General features: G+C 64.5%; 15 protein-coding genes. 5 read left to right on the top strand and 10 right to left on the bottom strand.

The window, feature by feature from the left end; genetic code table 11:
• Nucleotides 1-591: an RES domain-containing protein gene (locus ACZK0Z_RS16520; protein WP_158229528.1), complete on the top strand. Its 591-nt coding sequence runs from the start codon at nt 1-3 to the stop codon at nt 589-591.
• Between the two features lie 243 nt (nt 592-834).
• On the opposite strand, the gene ACZK0Z_RS16515 is transcribed toward ACZK0Z_RS16520, so the two are convergent.
• From ACZK0Z_RS16515 to ACZK0Z_RS16505, 3 genes are all read right to left on the bottom strand, one after another.
• Entirely contained in the window at nt 835-2,283 is a 1,449-nt protein-coding gene (locus tag ACZK0Z_RS16515) for an argonaute/piwi family protein (RefSeq protein ID WP_049450163.1), read from the bottom strand.
• Nucleotides 2,283-4,148, bottom strand: a complete 1,866-nt coding sequence (locus ACZK0Z_RS16510; protein WP_197577792.1) for an SIR2 family protein — start codon at nt 4,146-4,148, stop codon at nt 2,283-2,285. The genes ACZK0Z_RS16515 and ACZK0Z_RS16510 overlap by 1 nt, the downstream gene beginning before the upstream one ends.
• 411 nt (nt 4,149-4,559) lie before the next feature.
• On the bottom strand, nt 4,560-4,952 hold the full coding sequence (locus ACZK0Z_RS16505; protein ID WP_197632040.1) for a barstar family protein: 393 nt from the start codon (nt 4,950-4,952) through the stop codon (nt 4,560-4,562).
• 182 nt (nt 4,953-5,134) lie between these two features.
• Here ACZK0Z_RS16505 and ACZK0Z_RS16500 point away from each other — a divergent pair, with 182 nt between their 5' ends.
• From ACZK0Z_RS16500 to ACZK0Z_RS16490, 3 genes are all read left to right on the top strand, one after another.
• Entirely contained in the window at nt 5,135-7,357 is a 2,223-nt protein-coding gene (locus tag ACZK0Z_RS16500; protein ID WP_197632105.1) for a methyl-accepting chemotaxis protein, read from the top strand.
• A gap of 165 nt (nt 7,358-7,522) precedes the next feature.
• On the top strand, nt 7,523-7,891 hold the full coding sequence (locus ACZK0Z_RS16495; RefSeq protein ID WP_049426710.1) for a glycine zipper 2TM domain-containing protein: 369 nt from the start codon (nt 7,523-7,525) through the stop codon (nt 7,889-7,891).
• Between the two features lie 151 nt (nt 7,892-8,042).
• On the top strand, nt 8,043-9,419 hold the full coding sequence (locus ACZK0Z_RS16490; RefSeq protein WP_197632039.1) for a hypothetical protein: 1,377 nt from the start codon (nt 8,043-8,045) through the stop codon (nt 9,417-9,419).
• A 45-nt stretch (nt 9,420-9,464) separates the two neighbouring features.
• On the opposite strand, the gene ACZK0Z_RS16485 is transcribed toward ACZK0Z_RS16490, so the two are convergent.
• The 5 genes from ACZK0Z_RS16485 to ACZK0Z_RS16465 all read right to left on the bottom strand — a co-directional run bounded on the left by ACZK0Z_RS16485 (nt 9,465) and on the right by ACZK0Z_RS16465 (nt 15,145).
• The gene (locus ACZK0Z_RS16485) at nt 9,465-10,592 is read right to left on the bottom strand and encodes an ABC transporter permease (protein ID WP_197632038.1); all 1,128 of its coding nucleotides are present in this window, start codon (nt 10,590-10,592) and stop codon (nt 9,465-9,467) included.
• Nucleotides 10,589-11,776: an ABC transporter permease gene (locus tag ACZK0Z_RS16480; RefSeq protein ID WP_049426713.1), complete on the bottom strand. Its 1,188-nt coding sequence runs from the start codon at nt 11,774-11,776 to the stop codon at nt 10,589-10,591. The genes ACZK0Z_RS16485 and ACZK0Z_RS16480 overlap by 4 nt, the downstream gene beginning before the upstream one ends.
• On the bottom strand, nt 11,761-12,774 hold the full coding sequence (locus ACZK0Z_RS16475; protein WP_049426714.1) for an HlyD family secretion protein: 1,014 nt from the start codon (nt 12,772-12,774) through the stop codon (nt 11,761-11,763). The genes ACZK0Z_RS16480 and ACZK0Z_RS16475 overlap by 16 nt, the downstream gene beginning before the upstream one ends.
• Nucleotides 12,767-14,173 (bottom strand): TolC family protein, encoded by a 1,407-nt coding sequence (locus tag ACZK0Z_RS16470; protein ID WP_049426715.1) that lies wholly within the window; start codon nt 14,171-14,173, stop codon nt 12,767-12,769. The genes ACZK0Z_RS16475 and ACZK0Z_RS16470 overlap by 8 nt, the downstream gene beginning before the upstream one ends.
• A gap of 78 nt (nt 14,174-14,251) precedes the next feature.
• Complete coding sequence (locus ACZK0Z_RS16465; RefSeq protein ID WP_197632037.1) at nt 14,252-15,145, bottom strand: ArgP/LysG family DNA-binding transcriptional regulator; 894 nt, start codon at nt 15,143-15,145, stop codon at nt 14,252-14,254.
• 107 nt (nt 15,146-15,252) lie between these two features.
• Here ACZK0Z_RS16465 and ACZK0Z_RS16460 point away from each other — a divergent pair, with 107 nt between their 5' ends.
• The gene (locus ACZK0Z_RS16460) at nt 15,253-15,867 is read left to right on the top strand and encodes a LysE/ArgO family amino acid transporter (protein ID WP_049429603.1); all 615 of its coding nucleotides are present in this window, start codon (nt 15,253-15,255) and stop codon (nt 15,865-15,867) included.
• Here ACZK0Z_RS16460 and map read toward each other — a convergent pair.
• Both map and ACZK0Z_RS16450 read right to left on the bottom strand, forming a co-directional pair.
• A complete protein-coding gene (map, locus tag ACZK0Z_RS16455; RefSeq protein ID WP_049429604.1) occupies nt 15,864-16,646 on the bottom strand; it encodes a type I methionyl aminopeptidase in 783 nt (260 codons plus the stop codon). The genes ACZK0Z_RS16460 and map overlap by 4 nt on opposite strands.
• A 7-nt stretch (nt 16,647-16,653) precedes the next feature.
• Entirely contained in the window at nt 16,654-16,860 is a 207-nt protein-coding gene (locus ACZK0Z_RS16450) for a ParD-like family protein (protein ID WP_049429582.1), read from the bottom strand.
• Nucleotides 16,861-16,909 lie beyond the last annotated feature (49 nt).

The raw sequence follows: 16,909 nt of genomic DNA, 5'->3' as shown, positions 1-16,909 counted from the left end.
TTGGAAGTCGTCCTGCTTGATCCCCAGAATGACCTCGTTCGCCTCTTTCGACACGACGGCGCACATCTCGAGCCGCCTGAGGAGAAGTATCGGAATGCTCGGGTGGATCCTCCCGACGGGCATAAGGGCGACTATGCTGTGCTGTACCTGGGGAAAAACATTCCAACCGTTGCAGTGGAGTGCCACATTCTCTCTGAGAATCCATCCGGGAACTACCAGTGGCTGCGTCGTCGTGCCGAGAGTTACAAGGTCGCGCGCTATCGTTCAGAGCGGCCATCCCTTTTCCTTCGAATCGATGGTCGGAACCGAAAGTATCTGGGTCTGGATGGAAGAGACGTTGCGTTCAAGCGATATGCCCCCTATCAAGCGATGGGCTTGGAACTGTTTCAACGTTTCGGGCAGACCGTTCATGGGCTTACCTGGTCCTCGTTCCATCGAAACCAACCAGGCGAAGTTTTTGCCTTGTGGCACCATCATAAAGATACGATCGGCCTGACGGTGACGTCCAAGGAACCTTTCGGTTCGTTGGCGTCCGACGCCGACTGGAGCTCCTTCTTGGCTGCAAATCCAACCATAGAAGAGCTTGCGTAATAGGGTTGCGCTGAGAGCAGTGGAGTCGTCGTCCATGACGACATGTCTCTGCGTTTTAAAGAGACATGCCTGGTCGATTGATTGGTCAGCGCCAATGATTGCGAGCGCGGCGCGGCGCGGCGCAGTGATTAAGGCTTGGGTGAACCATCTGGCCGTCGACGAAAGTCCGACACCCATTAAATGAAGGCATTGGGCGTAGTTCGAACATTACGTTGAACGTGTTCTCCTTGCATTGGGAAGCTGCTACATGAATAGACGGTATGGATAGCTGTTTCCGGGAAGGTCCTTAACATTGGAAATGGTCCTGGCGAGCTTCTGGGAGTAGCGGATGCTGACGGGCACTGGGTCGTAGAGTGCGTCGTTGTTCCAGTCCATCTTGGTCAGCGCCAGCGTTTCGTGGGCGATCGTTTCCAGCGGTCCGCTGCCCGCGTGACGGGTCAGTAGAAGTGGACGGGGGATGCTCTTCCCGCCTTGGTAGTAGTCTGATTTGCTTGAAACGTCTGAAACATTGCCTGCAGCCCAAAGAAGAGCGGACGTGCCCGACCGGGGGACGAAGGTGCCGCGGGGGACTGGGTATCTCGCTGGCTGGGTGCGCGCGGTCCCACCAGAGGATTTGACCAGCCATACTCCCCGCCAAGTCGGTCTGGAGCTGATCTCGATGCATTCCACCTCGGGGACGGCGGTCAAGGCGTCGCGAGCACCAAGAACCTCCTCTTCTTTGAAGGCATTGCTCTTGTGAATGACCATTCGCCGGGGAAGAATGCCTCCATTGCGCTGTTGGTAGATCGATAGACTGCGGGCAATAACTGCTCGCATGTCTTCTCGTGACAAGAACGGATTCCTTCGTGCTTCGCGCACGTCCTTGACCGGATCCTTTGCCTCGAACGCCACGAACTGCATGCCGCCCCCGTCCATGTCGAACACCTGCGAGCAGCAGGTGACAAAGTGGGTTTCGTCGTTGACCTTCTTCAGCGCGTATGCCAAACCAATGTAGGCAGTATCCGCGGGCACTCCCGCCAGAGGGGCGAGCTTCCAAGGAATGCCGCCGGCTTTGACATAGAGTGCGATCGACAGCCTCCAGGCCAGCTGAGCCTTGTTGGAGAAGCTGAAGGTCCGGTCGTTGACCACTTGGGTTGGGATGCCGTGCTTTGCTCCCAATGCCTTGAGGACATCGTGCGCGTCGAACCCGTCCCCGGACGTGTGAGGAAGCCACGCTTCTGGGAGATGGACTAGAACCACGTCAAACTGTTCGTGTCTTGTGCTTAGTTGCGAGAGAGCTGCGTCGAAGGCGGCCACCAGGCGATGCTGAAGCGGGCCAGATCCTGGAAGATCGTTGATGGAGTCGGGCCAGCGGATGTGGTTGGCCTTGTCCGAGGAAGCCAAGTCCACGCCGAAGACGCTGGCGAAACCAGGAAAATCTGGGGCGTAGCCACTTCTATCGCTAGCCCCATGTCGCTCTTTCAGCGATGCCATAAGTGCGCCGCGAGTCCAGAACGCACTTGCTGGGCCCACTGTGGCGATACGAACGGTGGGCGTGAACTGGCTGAATGTCTGGGACGAGAAGGGGCCGTAGTGCGCCAGCCCGCGAAGGGGGTGGACGTCTCGCCCCCCGGAGTGCTCAGGAGAAAAGGCCAGCTCCGGTTCCGAAAGCAAGGACAGCGGCGGTAGCTGCGAGCGAGAAACATCTACCATCACTGCCTCCGGTCAAAGTATTTGTCGTGATGTCCAGGACGACTGAAGCCGGTGAGCGGTGAAATGCGAAAGGCTGCATCGACTCCCTCTTGATCTTCTATTCCGAACGCGTGAAAGGTGGCGCCGTGTGGGGACGTGAGCAAGCTTGCCCACGCGTCGATGATGTTGGCCCAAGCACCGTTGTACTTGGTCGCCCAGCGCTCTCGTCTCCAGTCAGCGGTCGGATCTGGCTTGCGCTGCGTCGACCAGCCCAGCGGGTCGCCTTGGGCCGTGTCAGAAGGAGCCAGCCGCTCATCTTGCGGTGCTTCTACGGCAGTGTAGGGGTCAAACCCGCACCACCAGCGTCCCTCAATCTCTTCCAGCCGAACCGAGATGGCTTCGTTGTAGTTGCGACCGAACTTATTCCCCGTGAGCTCGCTTCCATAGGCCGCCTTGAGCTTGGATAGTTGGCTTTCGCGACGATGTCGCTGCTCGTCTGTTTCGTTGACCCTTGCGCTGGCAACCATAAGCGAGTGCCCGGAACGCTTAAGTCTCGGAATTAACGGTCGTCGCCGAGCCAATGCGCGAAGGAGAGCATCGTAGATGAGGCCTAGCGCCCAGCTGTCTTGGACGGGGTCCAGCGTCCAATGCCCGTTTAGCACTGGTTTCAGACTGTGCAATGAAGCGAGGATTTCTGCATCTTTGCCGAAGGCTGCGAGCTCATTCCCAACCATTGCCACCGCCGACCGGCACTTCGTGGCCTTGAGCATTTCCCGCACCTCAACGATGGAGGATGGGCGACCCAAGGCTACTCTTCTTGCCGTTATGGGGAGACTTTCTAACAGCAATGCGGAGAGGCGCAGCACGGGGAACTTCCGTGCTTCCGCCGCGCGCACCGGGATGGGAGCTGCGAGCTGGGTCGGCTGGAACGACAGGACATGGTCCAGCAGCGGGCTTGGAAGGCTGATTTGGTTGAGCAGATCGCCGGCCAACTCGTCGAACGTCGCGGACTCGATGATGAAGACGCTGACTCCCGCAGACACAGCCTTCTGCAAAAAATCATTCACAGCCGGCAGGAGCTTGGAGCGGGAAGACGCACACCAGTAGAGGCCGCTTGGGAAGGGGTTCTCGTAGGCCAGGACCGACTCAAGCGCCTCCATCACGGAGGAATCGCGTCCGCTGTAGCCGACTACGACCAGACCGAACCGCTTGCAGGCTTCAACCATAGCCCGGCGCAGATTATGGTCTTGGGAAGCCAGCTCGCTCGTGGTGTTCTTCAGGGATGTTGAACGGTAGTCGCCATGAAGCTTGGCGATGAGGGGCCAGTCAGACTCATCCAGGCAGCGCGTAGCCAGGTGTGCAGAGTCTAGAGTCGCCACCGTAGGCTTGCTCGCGGCTCCTGGTGGCATTAGGGATGCCGCCAGCAGGCTGGATTCTTCAATGAGAGGATCAAAGTTGGTCGTGAAGACGCAGGGAGCCTTTGAGGCGCTTATCAGACCGGCCAGCATGCGATGCCCAAAACAGGGGTTGCCCTTGCTGATGGCGTCAGCGATGTATTGGCGACGATGGGTCTCTTGCGGATAAATCGCCTCGAACGCGGCCGCATACTCGGTCGGATCGTTAGGGGGCGGAAGGAGAGGGGTGCGAGAGAAGAACTCGTCAATGCGCTGAACCCACAGTGGATCACTCGGATCAACGTTTCGGCGAGGGAACCGGGTCTCTTGGCAATAGAGCCTGGCTTTGAAGTCCAGGATCATGTCATAGCCGGTCGGGATGCCGGAGGCCGCAGAAGCGCCGGCACCGAGAAGCCACGCGTGAAGCTCGGGTCGGAGGGCAAAAGTTGTAGCGAACTTAGATGCAGAAATAACCTGGATGGATTTCGTCATCAGGCAGCTGTTGAGTGACCAGGTGAATGGGACAACTCAATCCTACTACCCCTCGTGTCTCATCTCCTCAGACTCCGAGATTGGAATCGATTCCAATCAACAAAAATGGGTCGGGCTTGCTGCAGGGGGCTTGTTGCGACGGTGTTGCGTTTTAAGCGCTGTTCGGCCGCCAATGGGCCGGAGTCATTGCTGCAGAAGGGCTTGCTTGCATATGATTCCGATGAATCCATCGTGCTTCATCAGCGGGGTGTGTTCGGCGGACTTGTCTTTGGACATGGCACTCGTGGATCAGGGCATCCGGTCGCGCCGGAGGGCGGCGACGGCGGAGCAGGTACAGGGCCGTCCATGGTAACTGCTGGGGCTGGGGGACGCCGCTGCCGATGATGAGCAAAGTACGTGCGGGGCACGCAATCAGGCCGGGATGAGCGTGATCTGCCGGTGGCTGGCGAATATCTCCATGACGATCTCGAAGTAGGTCTGGCCATCGCCCCGTTGCAGGGCCTGCAGCTGGTGGGTGATGGCCTGCGCGTTGAAGTGACCCGGCCCGTCGAGTTTTGCCTGCAGCCAGCGGCGGGTGGCATCGACGCCCAGAGCCGCGCGGCTATGTGCGATGTCGCGCCAGACGAGGGTGACCTGATCGTGGCCAGCCAACGCGCCATAACCGCCATGCAACAGGTCGTCCAGCGCATCCAGGTTCGGCCCGAGCTGCCAGTCCTCGCTTGCCATGAACACGCGGTTGAGTTCGGCATGGAGGCTGCCGATGTCGTGGATCGCACTGCCTTCAATCTGCAGGGTAAGGGGCATGAAAGGATTCCTAGTGTGGAAAATCAAAGATAATCTTTTCGAATATGAATGCGGGTTGAGATACATTTTTCACGATTTTCCTCGCAGTTGAAGATATTCACGAAGGTATATGCGGAAAAGCTCTTAAAGATTCTCCCGGTCGCGCCGCCACCGATCGTACGGCCATGATCAAGGGAATTGAGATGCTCGCCTTACGCAACCTCCGAGTGGGATCCCGGCTGGGTGCCGGGTTTGGTCTGCTGCTGCTGTTCATCGTGGCCATCGTTGGCCTCGTGCTGTACGGGAATCACCTGAAGTCCGCCCAGTTCGAGAAGGTGGTGGACGTCAACATGGTGAAGATGCGGCTGTTGAACGACATGCTGGATACCAACAACGCGGTGCTGATGCATCGCCGGCTGATGGTGATCAAGCGCGGCGAGGATTTCGACAAGGATTATCAGAAGGCGCAGGAGCTGTCGCAGACCTACGATGGTATCTGGGCCAGGTACATCAAGATTCCACGTGATGCCACCGGCGATACCCTGGTGGCGAAGATCGAGGCGGCGCGCAAGGCTACCGACGCTTCCACCCAGCATCTGCATGAGCGCATGAGGGCCGGCGATTTCGACGGCGCGGCCAAGGAACTGCTGGCCGAACATGGCCTGGCGACGGCCTGGAATGAAGCCATCTCGACCCTGCTGCGGCATCAGGAGGCGCTGACAGCGCGCAGCCGCGAGGAGTACCGCGCGACCGAATCCTGGACCGGCACGTTGTCGATCGTGTTCGGGGTGCTGAGCCTGATACTGGGTTCACTGGCGGCGTGGGCCATCACCCGCAGCCTGACCCGTCCGCTGGCAGGGGCGGTGAAGCTGGCCGACGGTATTGCCGGTGGCCGCCTGGACAGCAGCATCGACGCCTCCGGCAACGACGAGGTGACCCAGCTGCTCCGATCAATGCAGCGCATGCAGGCACAGTTGCAGGCGGTGATGGCGGCGCAGGGCGAGCTGGCCCGCCAGCACGATGCGGGTAGCCTCAGCTACCGCATGGATGAGAGCGCTTTCCCCGGCGACTACGGGCGCATGGTGCACGAGACCAATGCGCTGGTCGGCTCGCACGTGCAGGTGCAGAGCCGGCTGATCGAAGTGATGAAGCACTACGCCCGTGGCGACCTGTCGGTGGACATGGATCCGTTGCCGGGCGAGAAGGCGGCGATCACCCAGGCCATGGACGAGACCAAGACCAGCCTGTCGGCGATCAACAGCGAGATCCGCCGGCTGGCGACGGCCGCGGCGGCGGGCGATTTCAGCCTGCGCGGCGATGAAGATCGCTTCGCCTATGATTTCCGCGACATGGTGGCCGGGCTCAATCGCCTGATGCAGACCACCGACGAGAACCTGGTGCAGGTGTCGACGCTGCTGCAGGCGATCTCGCGCGGTGACCTCACCGTGCGCATGCAGGGCGACTTCCACGGCGTGTTCGCCCGCATGCGTGATGACTGCAATGCCACCGTCGATCAGCTCAAGCAGATTGTCGGCCGTATCCAGTCCAGCGCGTCCAGCATCAACCTGGCGGCAGGCGAGATCGCCTCGGGCAACACCGATCTGTCGCGGCGCACCGAGCAGCAAGCGGCGAACCTGGAAGAGACGGCGGCGTCAATGGAGGAACTGACCTCCACCGTGAAGCAGAACGCAGAGCACGCACGCCAGGCCAACCAGCTCGCCATCGGTGCGCACGGTGTCGCGTCGCAGGGCGGCGAGGTGGTCGGCCAGGTGGTGACCACCATGTCGGCCATCGAAGCCTCCTCGAAGAAGATCGCCGAGATCATTTCGGTCATTGATGGCATCGCATTCCAGACCAACATTCTGGCGCTTAACGCTGCAGTGGAAGCCGCTCGTGCCGGCGAGCAGGGCAGGGGCTTTGCGGTGGTGGCCAGTGAGGTGCGCACACTGGCGCAGCGCTCGGCCGGCGCGGCCAAGGAGATCAAGGGCCTGATCGAGGATTCGGTCGGCAAGGTCGCCGATGGATCGGCGCTGGTCCGCCAGGCCGGCACCACGATGGGCGAGATCGTGGCGTCGGTGCAGCGCGTCACAGACATCATGGCCGATATCTCAGCCGCATCGCAGGAGCAGAGCTCGGGCATCGAACAGGTCAACCAGGCCGTGGTGCAGATGGACGAGACCACCCAGCAGAATGCCGCGCTGGTGGAAGAGGCCAGCGCCGCAGCGCGTTCCATGGAAGAGCAGGCCAACCTTCTGACCGAAGCGGTGTCGGTGTTCCGCACCGGGGCAGCCGTGGCAGCCGTATCGGTCCCGCGCGCGCTTGCGGCGGTAGCGGCCTCGGTCACGCCGGTGAGACGCCCGGCGGTGCTGTCACCGCGCATCGAGCCGACGTTGGCTGCCAATGCGGGTGGTTGGGAAGAGTTCTAGCAACAGCGCATGCCGGTAGGGAGACGGCGCCCATCGCGATGGCTGATCGCGATGGGCGCAACTTTCTTCCTGAACGCGCGATGGCCGATGAGGCGGCGGACACGCGTATTTCACTTCAGGTTGCCAGCCCCGGGAGGAGACTTGCGCCATACCGGACCTCAGGAGATGGCCATGAAGACCTCGACCCGACTGCTTGTGCTGGGCACCCTGCTGGCAGCAACGTCCGTTGCCGGCGCGCAGACCTACGGGCCGCGCGACGAAGGACGCAAGTTCAACGATGGCAGCCGAGTGGTCTGCAAGAACGTGGAAGTGCAGCGCAACTCGCGCGATCCCAACCGTATCGCCGGTACCGCCACCGGCGCGGTGATTGGTGGTCTGCTGGGCAACCAGGTGGGCGGTGGCAATGGCAAGAAGCTGGCCACCGTGGCCGGTGCCGTAGCTGGCGGCGCGGCCGGCCGCCAGATCCAGGGCAACAGCCAGCAGAAGAACGGCGACCGCGTGGTCGAACGCCGCTGCGAACGCGTCTACCGCTGATCGGTTACAGCCAGACCTCGTTTCCCCTTCCACACCGCAGTACGTATTCCCCGAACGCCGGCCCCGTGCCGGCGTTCGGCGTTGAGCGGCCCCGTATCGCGGAGCGCAGCCCGGTGTCTATACTGCGCGGACTTCAACGGATGAACGCCCAGTGAACGAATCACCCCTGGCTGAGTCGCGCGCGCCGGCTGTCGAGGTCGATCCAGCACCGGAAGCTGCAGCGCGCTTCGGCCGACTGCGTGAGCGTACCGACGAGCTCGAACTGTTCATCTCTGGCCTGCTGGCGTTCGCACTGTTGGCGGTACCAGGCTACCTGTTCGATGCGTGGGCACGCAGCAGCCTGCACACGGAAGGCATGTACTTCCAGGTGCTGTGGTTTGGTTTCAGCATCAGCGTGGGCATGTGTTACGTGCTGGCGGTAGCGCTGATCGCGCACCTGACCGTGCGCGGCTACTGGATAGGCCTGATCGGGCTGAAATCGCACTTCCCCAAGGGCATCGACTGGGAACGGCTGCCGCAGATGGGCCCGGTATCCCGCGCCTTCCTCAAGGCCCGCGACGGCGGCCTGGACGGCAGCATCGAACGCGCTGATCGTTTGGCCACCATGCTCTTTTCCACCACGCTGCTGGCGGTGCAGACGCTGGCCGGCACCCTGGTGATGGCCGTGCTGACGTTGTGCGTGGCGATGGCGATCAGTGCGCTTGCCGGCGGTTCCGACCGTGTGGCCATGATCGTGGTCGGTACCGTGCTGGCCAGCCTGCTTGTGCTCGCACTGGTTCCTGCACTGCTGGAGCGTGTCATTGCGCGCCGGCAGCGGCGCGACCAGGCCTATCACGGCCTGCAGCGGTGGCTGCAACGCTTCCTGGCGGGCCTGCAACGGATTCCCCTGCTGCGCCTGATGCAGACCATGCAGCTGACCCTGCAGAGCAACCTGCGCTCGCGTTCGTTCATGGCGGTCTATCTGCTGGCGGTGATGGTGGCCATGGTGCTGGGCGCGGTGCAGGTGCTGGGTTCGGTGAAGTTCTCGCTGTTCAACCGCTACCAGGTGATGACCGACGAGGCCGTCGAACACGGCATGTTGAGCGCGCACTACGAATCGATGCGTTCGGCGCACGATCAGCTGCTGCCGTATCCGATGATCCCTTCGGACACGATCAGTGGTTCACGCCTGCGTGTGTTCATTCCACACCGCCCCCAGCGCGACAACCCGCTGGCGCGCCAGCACTGCACTGCCTCGCCCGCCGCACGCGATGAAGCGACCGGCGCAAAGGCCGCCAGCGCAGCGGTGGAGTGCCTGTCGCGGTTGTGGCGGGTGCAGCTGGATGGCACGCCGGTTGACCTGCACGACTTCATGCCGATGGAGCGCCGCGATCTCGACATGCGTGGCCTGGTGGGCTATCTGCCCATGGCGACGCTGGCACCCGGACGCCATGACCTGAGCCTCGTCTGGAATGCCGAAGGGGGCGAACGCGGCCCGGAGCGACGCCGCGAGTACCGCATTCCGTTCTGGTACGCGCCCGACCCCTGAATAGGGGACGGAGGGGATCAAGTCGCAATCCCTCAACCTTGCCGTTTACGACTTAATCCCCTCCGTCCCCGTTGGGGCGAGGAGGCGCCAGGCGGCGAGGCTGCCGTAGAGCAGCAGCAGGACGGTGAGGGTGATCAGTTCGTGGCTGACGTCGGCCAGGCGGGCGTCCATCTGGTTCAGGCGCACCATCAGGTTGATGCCCGAGGTGGTCGGCAGCAGCTGTGCCAGCCAGACCAGCGGTTGCGGCGTCATCACCGCCGGCCATGACAGGTTGGCCAGGAAGAACAGCGGGATCGAGGTGGCGATGATGTACTGGAAGGCGCGCTCGCGGGTGCGGAAGAAGCTGCCGACGAACAGGCCGAAGGTCACCGTCGCCGCAATGAACAGCGTGCCACCCAGCAGCTGGCCCAGCGGGTTGCCACCGCGTGGATAGTCCTGCACCCAGGCAGTGAAACCGGCATACCAGAACAGGCCGAACAGGCCGATCAGGCCGAAGCCCAATGCCATGCCCGCCAGCGTCGGCAGGTCGAAGCGCAGGCGCCGGCCGAGTGCAAGGCGGCGGCCGCCGAGCAGGACGCCGATGCCCATCAGCAGCGTCTGGTGCACGATCAGTTCGGCCACGCCGGGTACGATGGCGCTGCCATAGCCTTCTTGCGTGTTGTACAGCGGGCGCTGCACAAGCGTGACCGGCGGTGCCTGCGGTGGACCCATGAAGGCGGCCTGGCCGACCAAGGCATCACGCCCGAACGCACCCAGCGCATCAGCTACGCTGCCCAGCACCCAGCTGGCGCGGCCCAGGTAGGCACCGTTGCCAAGCAATACCAGCTTGGCCGGATGGCCGCGCAGGATGTCGCGCTCCAGGTTGGCCGGGATCACGACGATGCCTTCGGCATGGCCGGCTTCGAGCTGCCGGCGTGCGCTGTCGACGTCCGCCGGTTGCCCGACCACGCGCGCGACGCGCAGTGCGTCGAGCTTGCGCAGCAGCTCGCGGCTGGTCGCGCTGTGGTCTTCGTCTACCACCAGCACCGGCAGGTTGCCGGCCACCTGGTGCCGGTAGGCGGCTGGATAGAAGAACGAGTACAGGATCACCGCACCGACCATCACCACGATCGCGTAGCGGTCGCAGAGCACCGCCATCAGGGTCTGCCGCAGGCTGCGCCAGAGTGTGCTCATGCGTCCGTCCCCGCAGGCTGCGCGGCTTCGGGCGTGCGCGCGAAGGCGATCAGGCGCAGGCCGCCGATGCCACCGGCCACCGCCGTCATCAACAACAGCGTGGCCAGCGGCCATGCCGAAACCTGCAGCGGCGAACCGATGAACTGCTGCTGGGTCTGCAGCTTGATGTAGGCGCTGAGTGGCAGCAGTTGATGCCAGATGCGGGTGAACAGGGGGCCATCCAGCACCGGGAAGGTGGCGCTGGAGAATGCCAGCGCGGTGCCGATGCTGAGGCCGACCGCCGACAGCGCGGTACCCATGTCGCGGGTCACGCCGACGAAGAACAATGCGTAGGCGGCGGTGGCCAGGTAGAACAACGGTTGCGCGAGCACCAGCAGAAGTACGCTGCCGGCCACGCCATCACCGCGCAGCCAGGCGAGGTAGCCGATGCCGAGCGCGCCATACAGCGAGAACAACAGGATGTACGGCGCGACCTTGCCGGCAATCGCAGCCCACGCCGTGCGGTCCAGCCAGGCGGGCAGGGTGCCGTCGCGGATCTCGCGGCCGATGCTGCCAGCCACGGCAAGCGCCAGCACCAGCGACAAGACTGCCGGGAAGATCAGCGGCAGCAGGAACAATTCGTAGCTGCGCGCCGGGTTGTAGAGGATGTCCGACTGCACCGCGATCGGTGCCGCACGCAGCTTGCCCGGACCGACCTGCAGGCCGATGCGCTCGCGCAGCAGGCGCGCGTTCCAGGCCGATACCGCATCGCCGATATCGCGCGCCGCAGATTGGCCGGTGGTCATGTAGGTGGCGTTGTAATAGGCGAACACCGTGCCCTGTCGCCCACGCAGCGCCTGCCGGGTGACATCGCGCGGCACCAGCACGATGGCGAACACGTCCAGCCTGCGCAGCTGCGAACGGGCGTCTTCCAGGTCCACCGGCTGGCTGGCGATGCGCACGCCGGGGCTGGCATCGAGCATGCGCAGCAGCAGGCGGCTGTCACTGCTGTGGTCGAGGTCGACCACGGCGATCGGGATGTCGCGCATCACTGAAGGCGTGAACATCCACGCCATCACCGCAAGCATCAGCAGCGGCAGCACGGTGACCAGCAGCAGGTCAGCGCGGTTGCCGCGCAGTGACTGCAGCTCGCGCCGCCAGCTGGCGGCGAAGCCGCCGCGGCCCGGGCTCAGTGCTGGGGCCATGCGAACAGCACGCTCATGCCGGGGCGGAAGCCCTCGATGCGGCGTACCGGGCGCACCCGCACCTCGAAACTGCGGACGTCGTAGCCGGACGACTGGCGGGTGGTACGCCAGGTCGCATAGTCGCCGGCAGGGTTGATGAAGTAGACCTCGAACTCGCCGTCCAGGCCGAGTGCCGGCACGTTGCCCTGCAGCTTGCTGCCGACCTTCAGGCCCTGCATCTGTGATTCGCGCAGGTTCATCGCCACCCACATGCGATCGATGTCGACCAGGGTGAATACCGGGTAGCCGGCCGGCACCAGTTCGCCCGGGTCGGCCATGCGCTTGTTGATCTCGCCCGCCACCGGCGCGCGTCCTTCGACTTCGGCACGGGCGGCGTTGACTTCGGCCACCGCGCCCTGCGCCTGCTGCACCTGGCCCTGCGCGGCACGCTTGTCTTGCTCGCGTGCGCCGGCCAACGCCATGTCGTACTGCGCGCGTGCGGCACGCGCCAGTTCGCGCGAGCTGGTGGCCTGGGCCTGCGCTTCATCGCGCTTCTGCCGGGTCATCACCCCTTCGTTGAACAGGTTCTGCACGCGCTGGTAGGTGGCCTCGGCCAGCGTCGCACCGGCTTCTGCGCGCTTCCAGTTCGCTTCGGCGGCGCGGATGTCTTCGCTGCGCGCGCCCTCGTCGGCCTTGTCGGCCACTGCCTGTGCGGCGGCCAAAGCGCCGTGCGCCTGCTGTTCCTTGGCGGCCACTTCGGGGCTGTCGAGCAGGAACAGCACCTGCCCGGCCTGCACGCGGTCGCCCTCGCGCACCTTCAGTTCGGCCACGCGCGCGGTGATCTTGGCGGCCACGTTGATGGTGTCCGCATCGGCCATGCCCTGGATCTGATCGGCCGGGCTGCGCCAGGCCAGCCACAGGCCGAGCACCACTGCGACCAGCAGGACCACCAGCAGGATCGGTCCCAGCCGTCGCTTGCCCGGGGGCGTTTTCGCTTCGTCGTGCAGCACATCACTCATGGTCGATCACCTCGTCCGCACGGCGCCGGTATTCTTCAAAACGGTCCATCTGTCCACTGACCTCCAGCAACTGTGCCAGCGCAATATCGTATTGGTAGGCGGCCTGCGCGCGCTCGACACGGGCACCGCCCAGGCCGAGCCGCGCGTCGATTACATCAAGCGAAGTAGCCTGGCCCTCGCGGAACGCCAGCTCCTGCAGGCGCAGGTTTTCCTGTGCCTGGGCGATGCTGCTGTCGAGCAGCACGTACTGCTGGCGCGCAGTCTCCAGTTCATTCCAGGCCTTGCGCACGCCTAGTGCGACCTGGTTCTCGGCTTCGCGCAGGCCGGCTTCGGCCTGCTCCTGCTGCGCGCGCGCGGCGCTGATCTGCGCCGGCCGAGAGTTCGGCGACAGGAAGGTGTACTTCAGGCCGATGCCGAACGCCCAGTCCGGATCGGTCAGCATCTCGTCGCGGCGGCGGAAGTCGTATTGGCCGAAGGCGAAGATCTGCGGCTTCAGCTTGGCCTGCTGTACACGTACGCCTTGTTCGGCCTGCGCCACCATCGCTCGCAGGCGCGCGATCTGCGGCTGGCGCGCCTGCGCCGTGCGCTCGAAGCTGGTCACGGGTTCCAGCGGCACGCGCTGCACGAACAGCGGCGACACCGGCTGCACCTCGCCGCCACTGCGCAGCAGCGTGGCCAGCGCGGCCTTCAGCGTGGCCAGGTCGTTCACCGTCTTCTGGTACTCGCGCTCGGCCTTGTCACGGGCCACGGTGGCCTGCAGGCGCTGGGCACGGGTGGCGAAGCCCTCGCGTTCCAGCTTTTCTGCGTCTGACAGGTGGCGATTCAAGCCATCGCGCACATCACGGCGTACGTCCACCGCCTGCTCGGCAAGGCGCTGGCCGAAATAGGCCTGTGCCAGCTGCACGGTCAGCGATTGGCGCTGTGCCTCGCGCTCGGCACTGGCCTGTTCGTGGGCCGCGCTCGCGGCACGTTGAGCGGCCGGAATCACGCCGCCGGTGTACAGCGGCAGCACCGCGGTGACGACGGGACGGGTACGCCAGTCGCGCTCGGTGAACGACAGTGGTGAATCGATGCCGAAGGCTTCAGCCACGGGGGCCAGCGAGCCCAGTGGCAGGGTGAGGGTCTTCTGGAACTGCAGGCGGCGCACTTCACCGGTGATCTCCGGCAGGCGCAGCAGGCGGGTGGCGTCCTGCAGGTCCTGCTTGTTGCGTACCGCTGCATCAGCGGCTGCCAGTGCATCGGAGACCTGCTCCAGGCGTTGCCGCGCCTGTTCCCAGTCCAATGCAGGTGCGTCGTTGTTGTTCTGCGCGGACGCAGCAATTGGCAGGCAGGTCGCCAGCGCCAGCGCCAGCGCGGCATTCGCCCGGTGCATCCTTGTACGTCGGCCGATCACGCCCATGCCGTCCCAGTGGTAAATAAGTGCGCAAACGGTAGTGCGCGCGGCGTGAAGCCCGGGTCTGCGATCATCGGATTGTCCTCAACGAAGGATGCCGCTGGCCGCAGTGCGCAGCGCCTGGGTGATGTGCTGCAGCGTACTTGAGCGCACGGCGGCATGCTGCCAGTACAGCGGCACATCGAGCCAGCGGCGGGGTTCCAGTACCACCACCCGGCCGGCGCGCACGGCGGACGCGACCAGGGTTTCCGGGGCCATGCCCCAGCCGAGTCCGCACGCAGCGGCTTCGACGAAACCGGTGGAGGAGGGCAGGTAGTGTAGCGGCGGCTGCAGGCGGGCGCGGGTCAGCCGTCGCACGAAGCGCCATTGCAGTTCATCTTTGCGGTTGAACACCAGCATCGGTGCGTGCGCCAGGGTTGCGGCCTGCATGCCATCGCTGAAGTACCGGCGGGCGAAGCCGGGCGAAGCAATTGCCTGGTAGCGCATGGCGCCCAGCGGGTGCACGTTGCAGCCCTTCACCGGCCGGCCTTCGGCCGTGACCGCACCCAGCACGCTGCCATCGCGCAGCAGTTGCAGGGTATGGTCCTGGTCGTCCATGCGCAGGTCGAACAGGTAGCCATGGCGCTGGTGGAGGTCGGCGACGGCCGGCACGAACCATGTATCGAGCGAGTCATCGTTGACCGCCAGAGGGATTGGCATGCGTCCGGTGTCGCTGCCGCGTTCGGGCAGCAGCTCGGCCAGGGCCTCGGCTTCCAGGGCCTGCATGGGTCGCACGCGGCGCAGCAGCGCCTCACCGGCGGCGGTAGGCCGGCACGGGGCCTGGCGCACCAGCAGCACTTGGCCGAGCCGGTCTTCCAGTGCCCTGATCCGTTGCGACAGTGCCGACGGGCTGATCGACAGGCGGCGTGCCGCAGCCTCGAAGCTTCCTTCTTCCAGCACGGCTGCGAATGCGGACAGTTGCGGATGTACCAGGTCCACGCCGGCGCCTCTTCAGTTTTTCTGTACAGGATAAAGAAAAACAAGATTGCCTGAAGGTGGCCATCGGCCGCACCCTGCGCATCCTCCTGCTGCCTGGCCCGTTCTTGATGTGGATCACCGCTTTCGCTGCCGGCCTGTTCGCAGGCGCCGGTCTCATCATCGCCATCGGTGCGCAGAACGCCTTCGTGCTGCGCCAGGGCCTTCAGCAGCGGCATGTGGGCAGGGTGGTGCTGGCCTGCGCCGGCGCGGATATCGCGTTGATCCTGGCCGGCGTGGGCGGCATGGGCGCACTGGTGCTGCAGTGGCCGCTGCTGCTGCAGGTGCTGCGCTTCGGTGGCGCGGCGTTCCTGCTCTGGTATGGCGTGCAGGCCGGGCTGCGCGCGTGGCGCGGTGGCAGCGTACTGGCCGCCGCCGAGGCGCAGGCCGGCAGTGCGCGCCAGGTGCTGCTGACCTGCCTGGCCTTCACCCTGCTCAATCCGCACGTCTACCTGGATACCGTGGTGCTGCTGGGCAGCCTGTCCACGCGCTATCCGGGTGACCTGCGCTGGGCCTTCGGCGCCGGGGCGTGCCTGGCCAGCGTGGCCTGGTTCTGCGCGCTGGGCTATGGCGCGCGACTGTTGCAGCCGGTGTTCCGCAGGCCAGGTGCCTGGCGGGTGCTGGATGCCGCCGTGGCGGCCTTCATGTTCTGCCTGGCGACACTGTTGCTGGTGCGCCCGCTCTAGGCCGCGTCCACCGCGCACAGAGGCGCTTCGCCAGGGCGCAGGGTCAGCACGCGCACGCCGTTGCGGGTTACCGCCACCGTGTGCTCGAACTGCGCCGACAGCTTGCCGTCGCGGGTGTAGACCGGCCACTCGTCCGGCTGCTGGCGGATCGCCGGCTTGCCCTGGTTGAGCATCGGTTCGATGGTGAACACCATGCCGTCTTCCAGCACCATGCCAGTGTTGGGATGGCCGTAATGCAGGATCTGTGGTTCCTCGTGCATTTCCTGACCAATGCCGTGCCCGCAGTATTCTTTCACCACGCTGTAGCCGTGGCTGCGCGCGTGGCGGGCGATGGCGTGGCCGATGTCGCCCAGCCGCGCGCCGGGGCGCACCGCGGCGATGCCTTCCCACATCGCCTGGTAGGTGGTCTGTACCAGCCGGCGTGCGGCGTAGTCGACCTCGCCGACCAGGTAGGTGGTACTGGAATCAGCGATGTAGCCGTTCTTTTCCAGGGTGATGTCGAGGTTGACGATCTGGCCGTTGCGCAGCACGTCGGTGGTGCTGGGCACGCCGTGGCAGATGACGTTGTCGATCGAGGTGTTGAGCACGTACGGGAAGCCGTACTGGCCCTTGCTGGCCGGCCGCGCCTGCAGCTCGTCGACGATCATGCGCTCGACGAAGTCGTTGATCTGCATCGTGCTGCGGCCCTGCAGCGGCAACCGGTCGAGTGCGGCGAACACCTGCGCCAGCAGGCGCCCGGATTCGGCCATCAGCGCGATCTCGTGCGGCTGCTTGATCATCGCCATGTCAGGCCCGCCCGGGCGCCAGCGCCTGTACCCCGGCCGCGCGCAGTTCGCTGGCGACGATGTCCTGGAAGCTCAGCGTGGGGTTCATCTCGCACAACATGCCGACCCGGATCCAGAAGTTGGCCTGGGCGTTGATCGAGCGGCTGGAGACGGTGCAGGCACGGCGCAGCTGGTCGTGCAGGGTGTCATCGATGTTGACGATGCCCATGGGCGGTCCTCGAGGAGCGGATATACGAAGCGTATATGTTTCGTATATT

The sequence above is a fragment of the Stenotrophomonas sp. 116085_Sma genome (assembly GCF_056479585.1).
The sequence above is the reverse complement of the archived record's forward strand: the minus strand, read 5'-3'. Positions and strand labels throughout refer to the sequence as shown.

Coding starts and splice junctions, on each gene's coding strand:
- ACZK0Z_RS16495 (WP_049426710.1), top strand. CDS start 7,523: ATGGCCATGAAGACCTCGACCCGACTGCTTGTGCTGGGCACCCTGCTG.
- ACZK0Z_RS16475 (WP_049426714.1), bottom strand. CDS start 12,774: ATGAGTGATGTGCTGCACGACGAAGCGAAAACGCCCCCGGGCAAGCGA.
- ACZK0Z_RS16505 (WP_197632040.1), bottom strand. CDS start 4,952: ATGCCCCTTACCCTGCAGATTGAAGGCAGTGCGATCCACGACATCGGC.
- ACZK0Z_RS16485 (WP_197632038.1), bottom strand. CDS start 10,592: ATGAGCACACTCTGGCGCAGCCTGCGGCAGACCCTGATGGCGGTGCTC.
- ACZK0Z_RS16450 (WP_049429582.1), bottom strand. CDS start 16,860: ATGGGCATCGTCAACATCGATGACACCCTGCACGACCAGCTGCGCCGT.
- ACZK0Z_RS16510 (WP_197577792.1), bottom strand. CDS start 4,148: ATGACGAAATCCATCCAGGTTATTTCTGCATCTAAGTTCGCTACAACT.
- ACZK0Z_RS16480 (WP_049426713.1), bottom strand. CDS start 11,776: ATGGCCCCAGCACTGAGCCCGGGCCGCGGCGGCTTCGCCGCCAGCTGG.
- ACZK0Z_RS16470 (WP_049426715.1), bottom strand. CDS start 14,173: ATGGGCGTGATCGGCCGACGTACAAGGATGCACCGGGCGAATGCCGCG.
- ACZK0Z_RS16515 (WP_049450163.1), bottom strand. CDS start 2,283: ATGGTAGATGTTTCTCGCTCGCAGCTACCGCCGCTGTCCTTGCTTTCG.
- ACZK0Z_RS16460 (WP_049429603.1), top strand. CDS start 15,253: ATGTGGATCACCGCTTTCGCTGCCGGCCTGTTCGCAGGCGCCGGTCTC.
- ACZK0Z_RS16500 (WP_197632105.1), top strand. CDS start 5,135: ATGCTCGCCTTACGCAACCTCCGAGTGGGATCCCGGCTGGGTGCCGGG.
- map (WP_049429604.1), bottom strand. CDS start 16,646: ATGATCAAGCAGCCGCACGAGATCGCGCTGATGGCCGAATCCGGGCGC.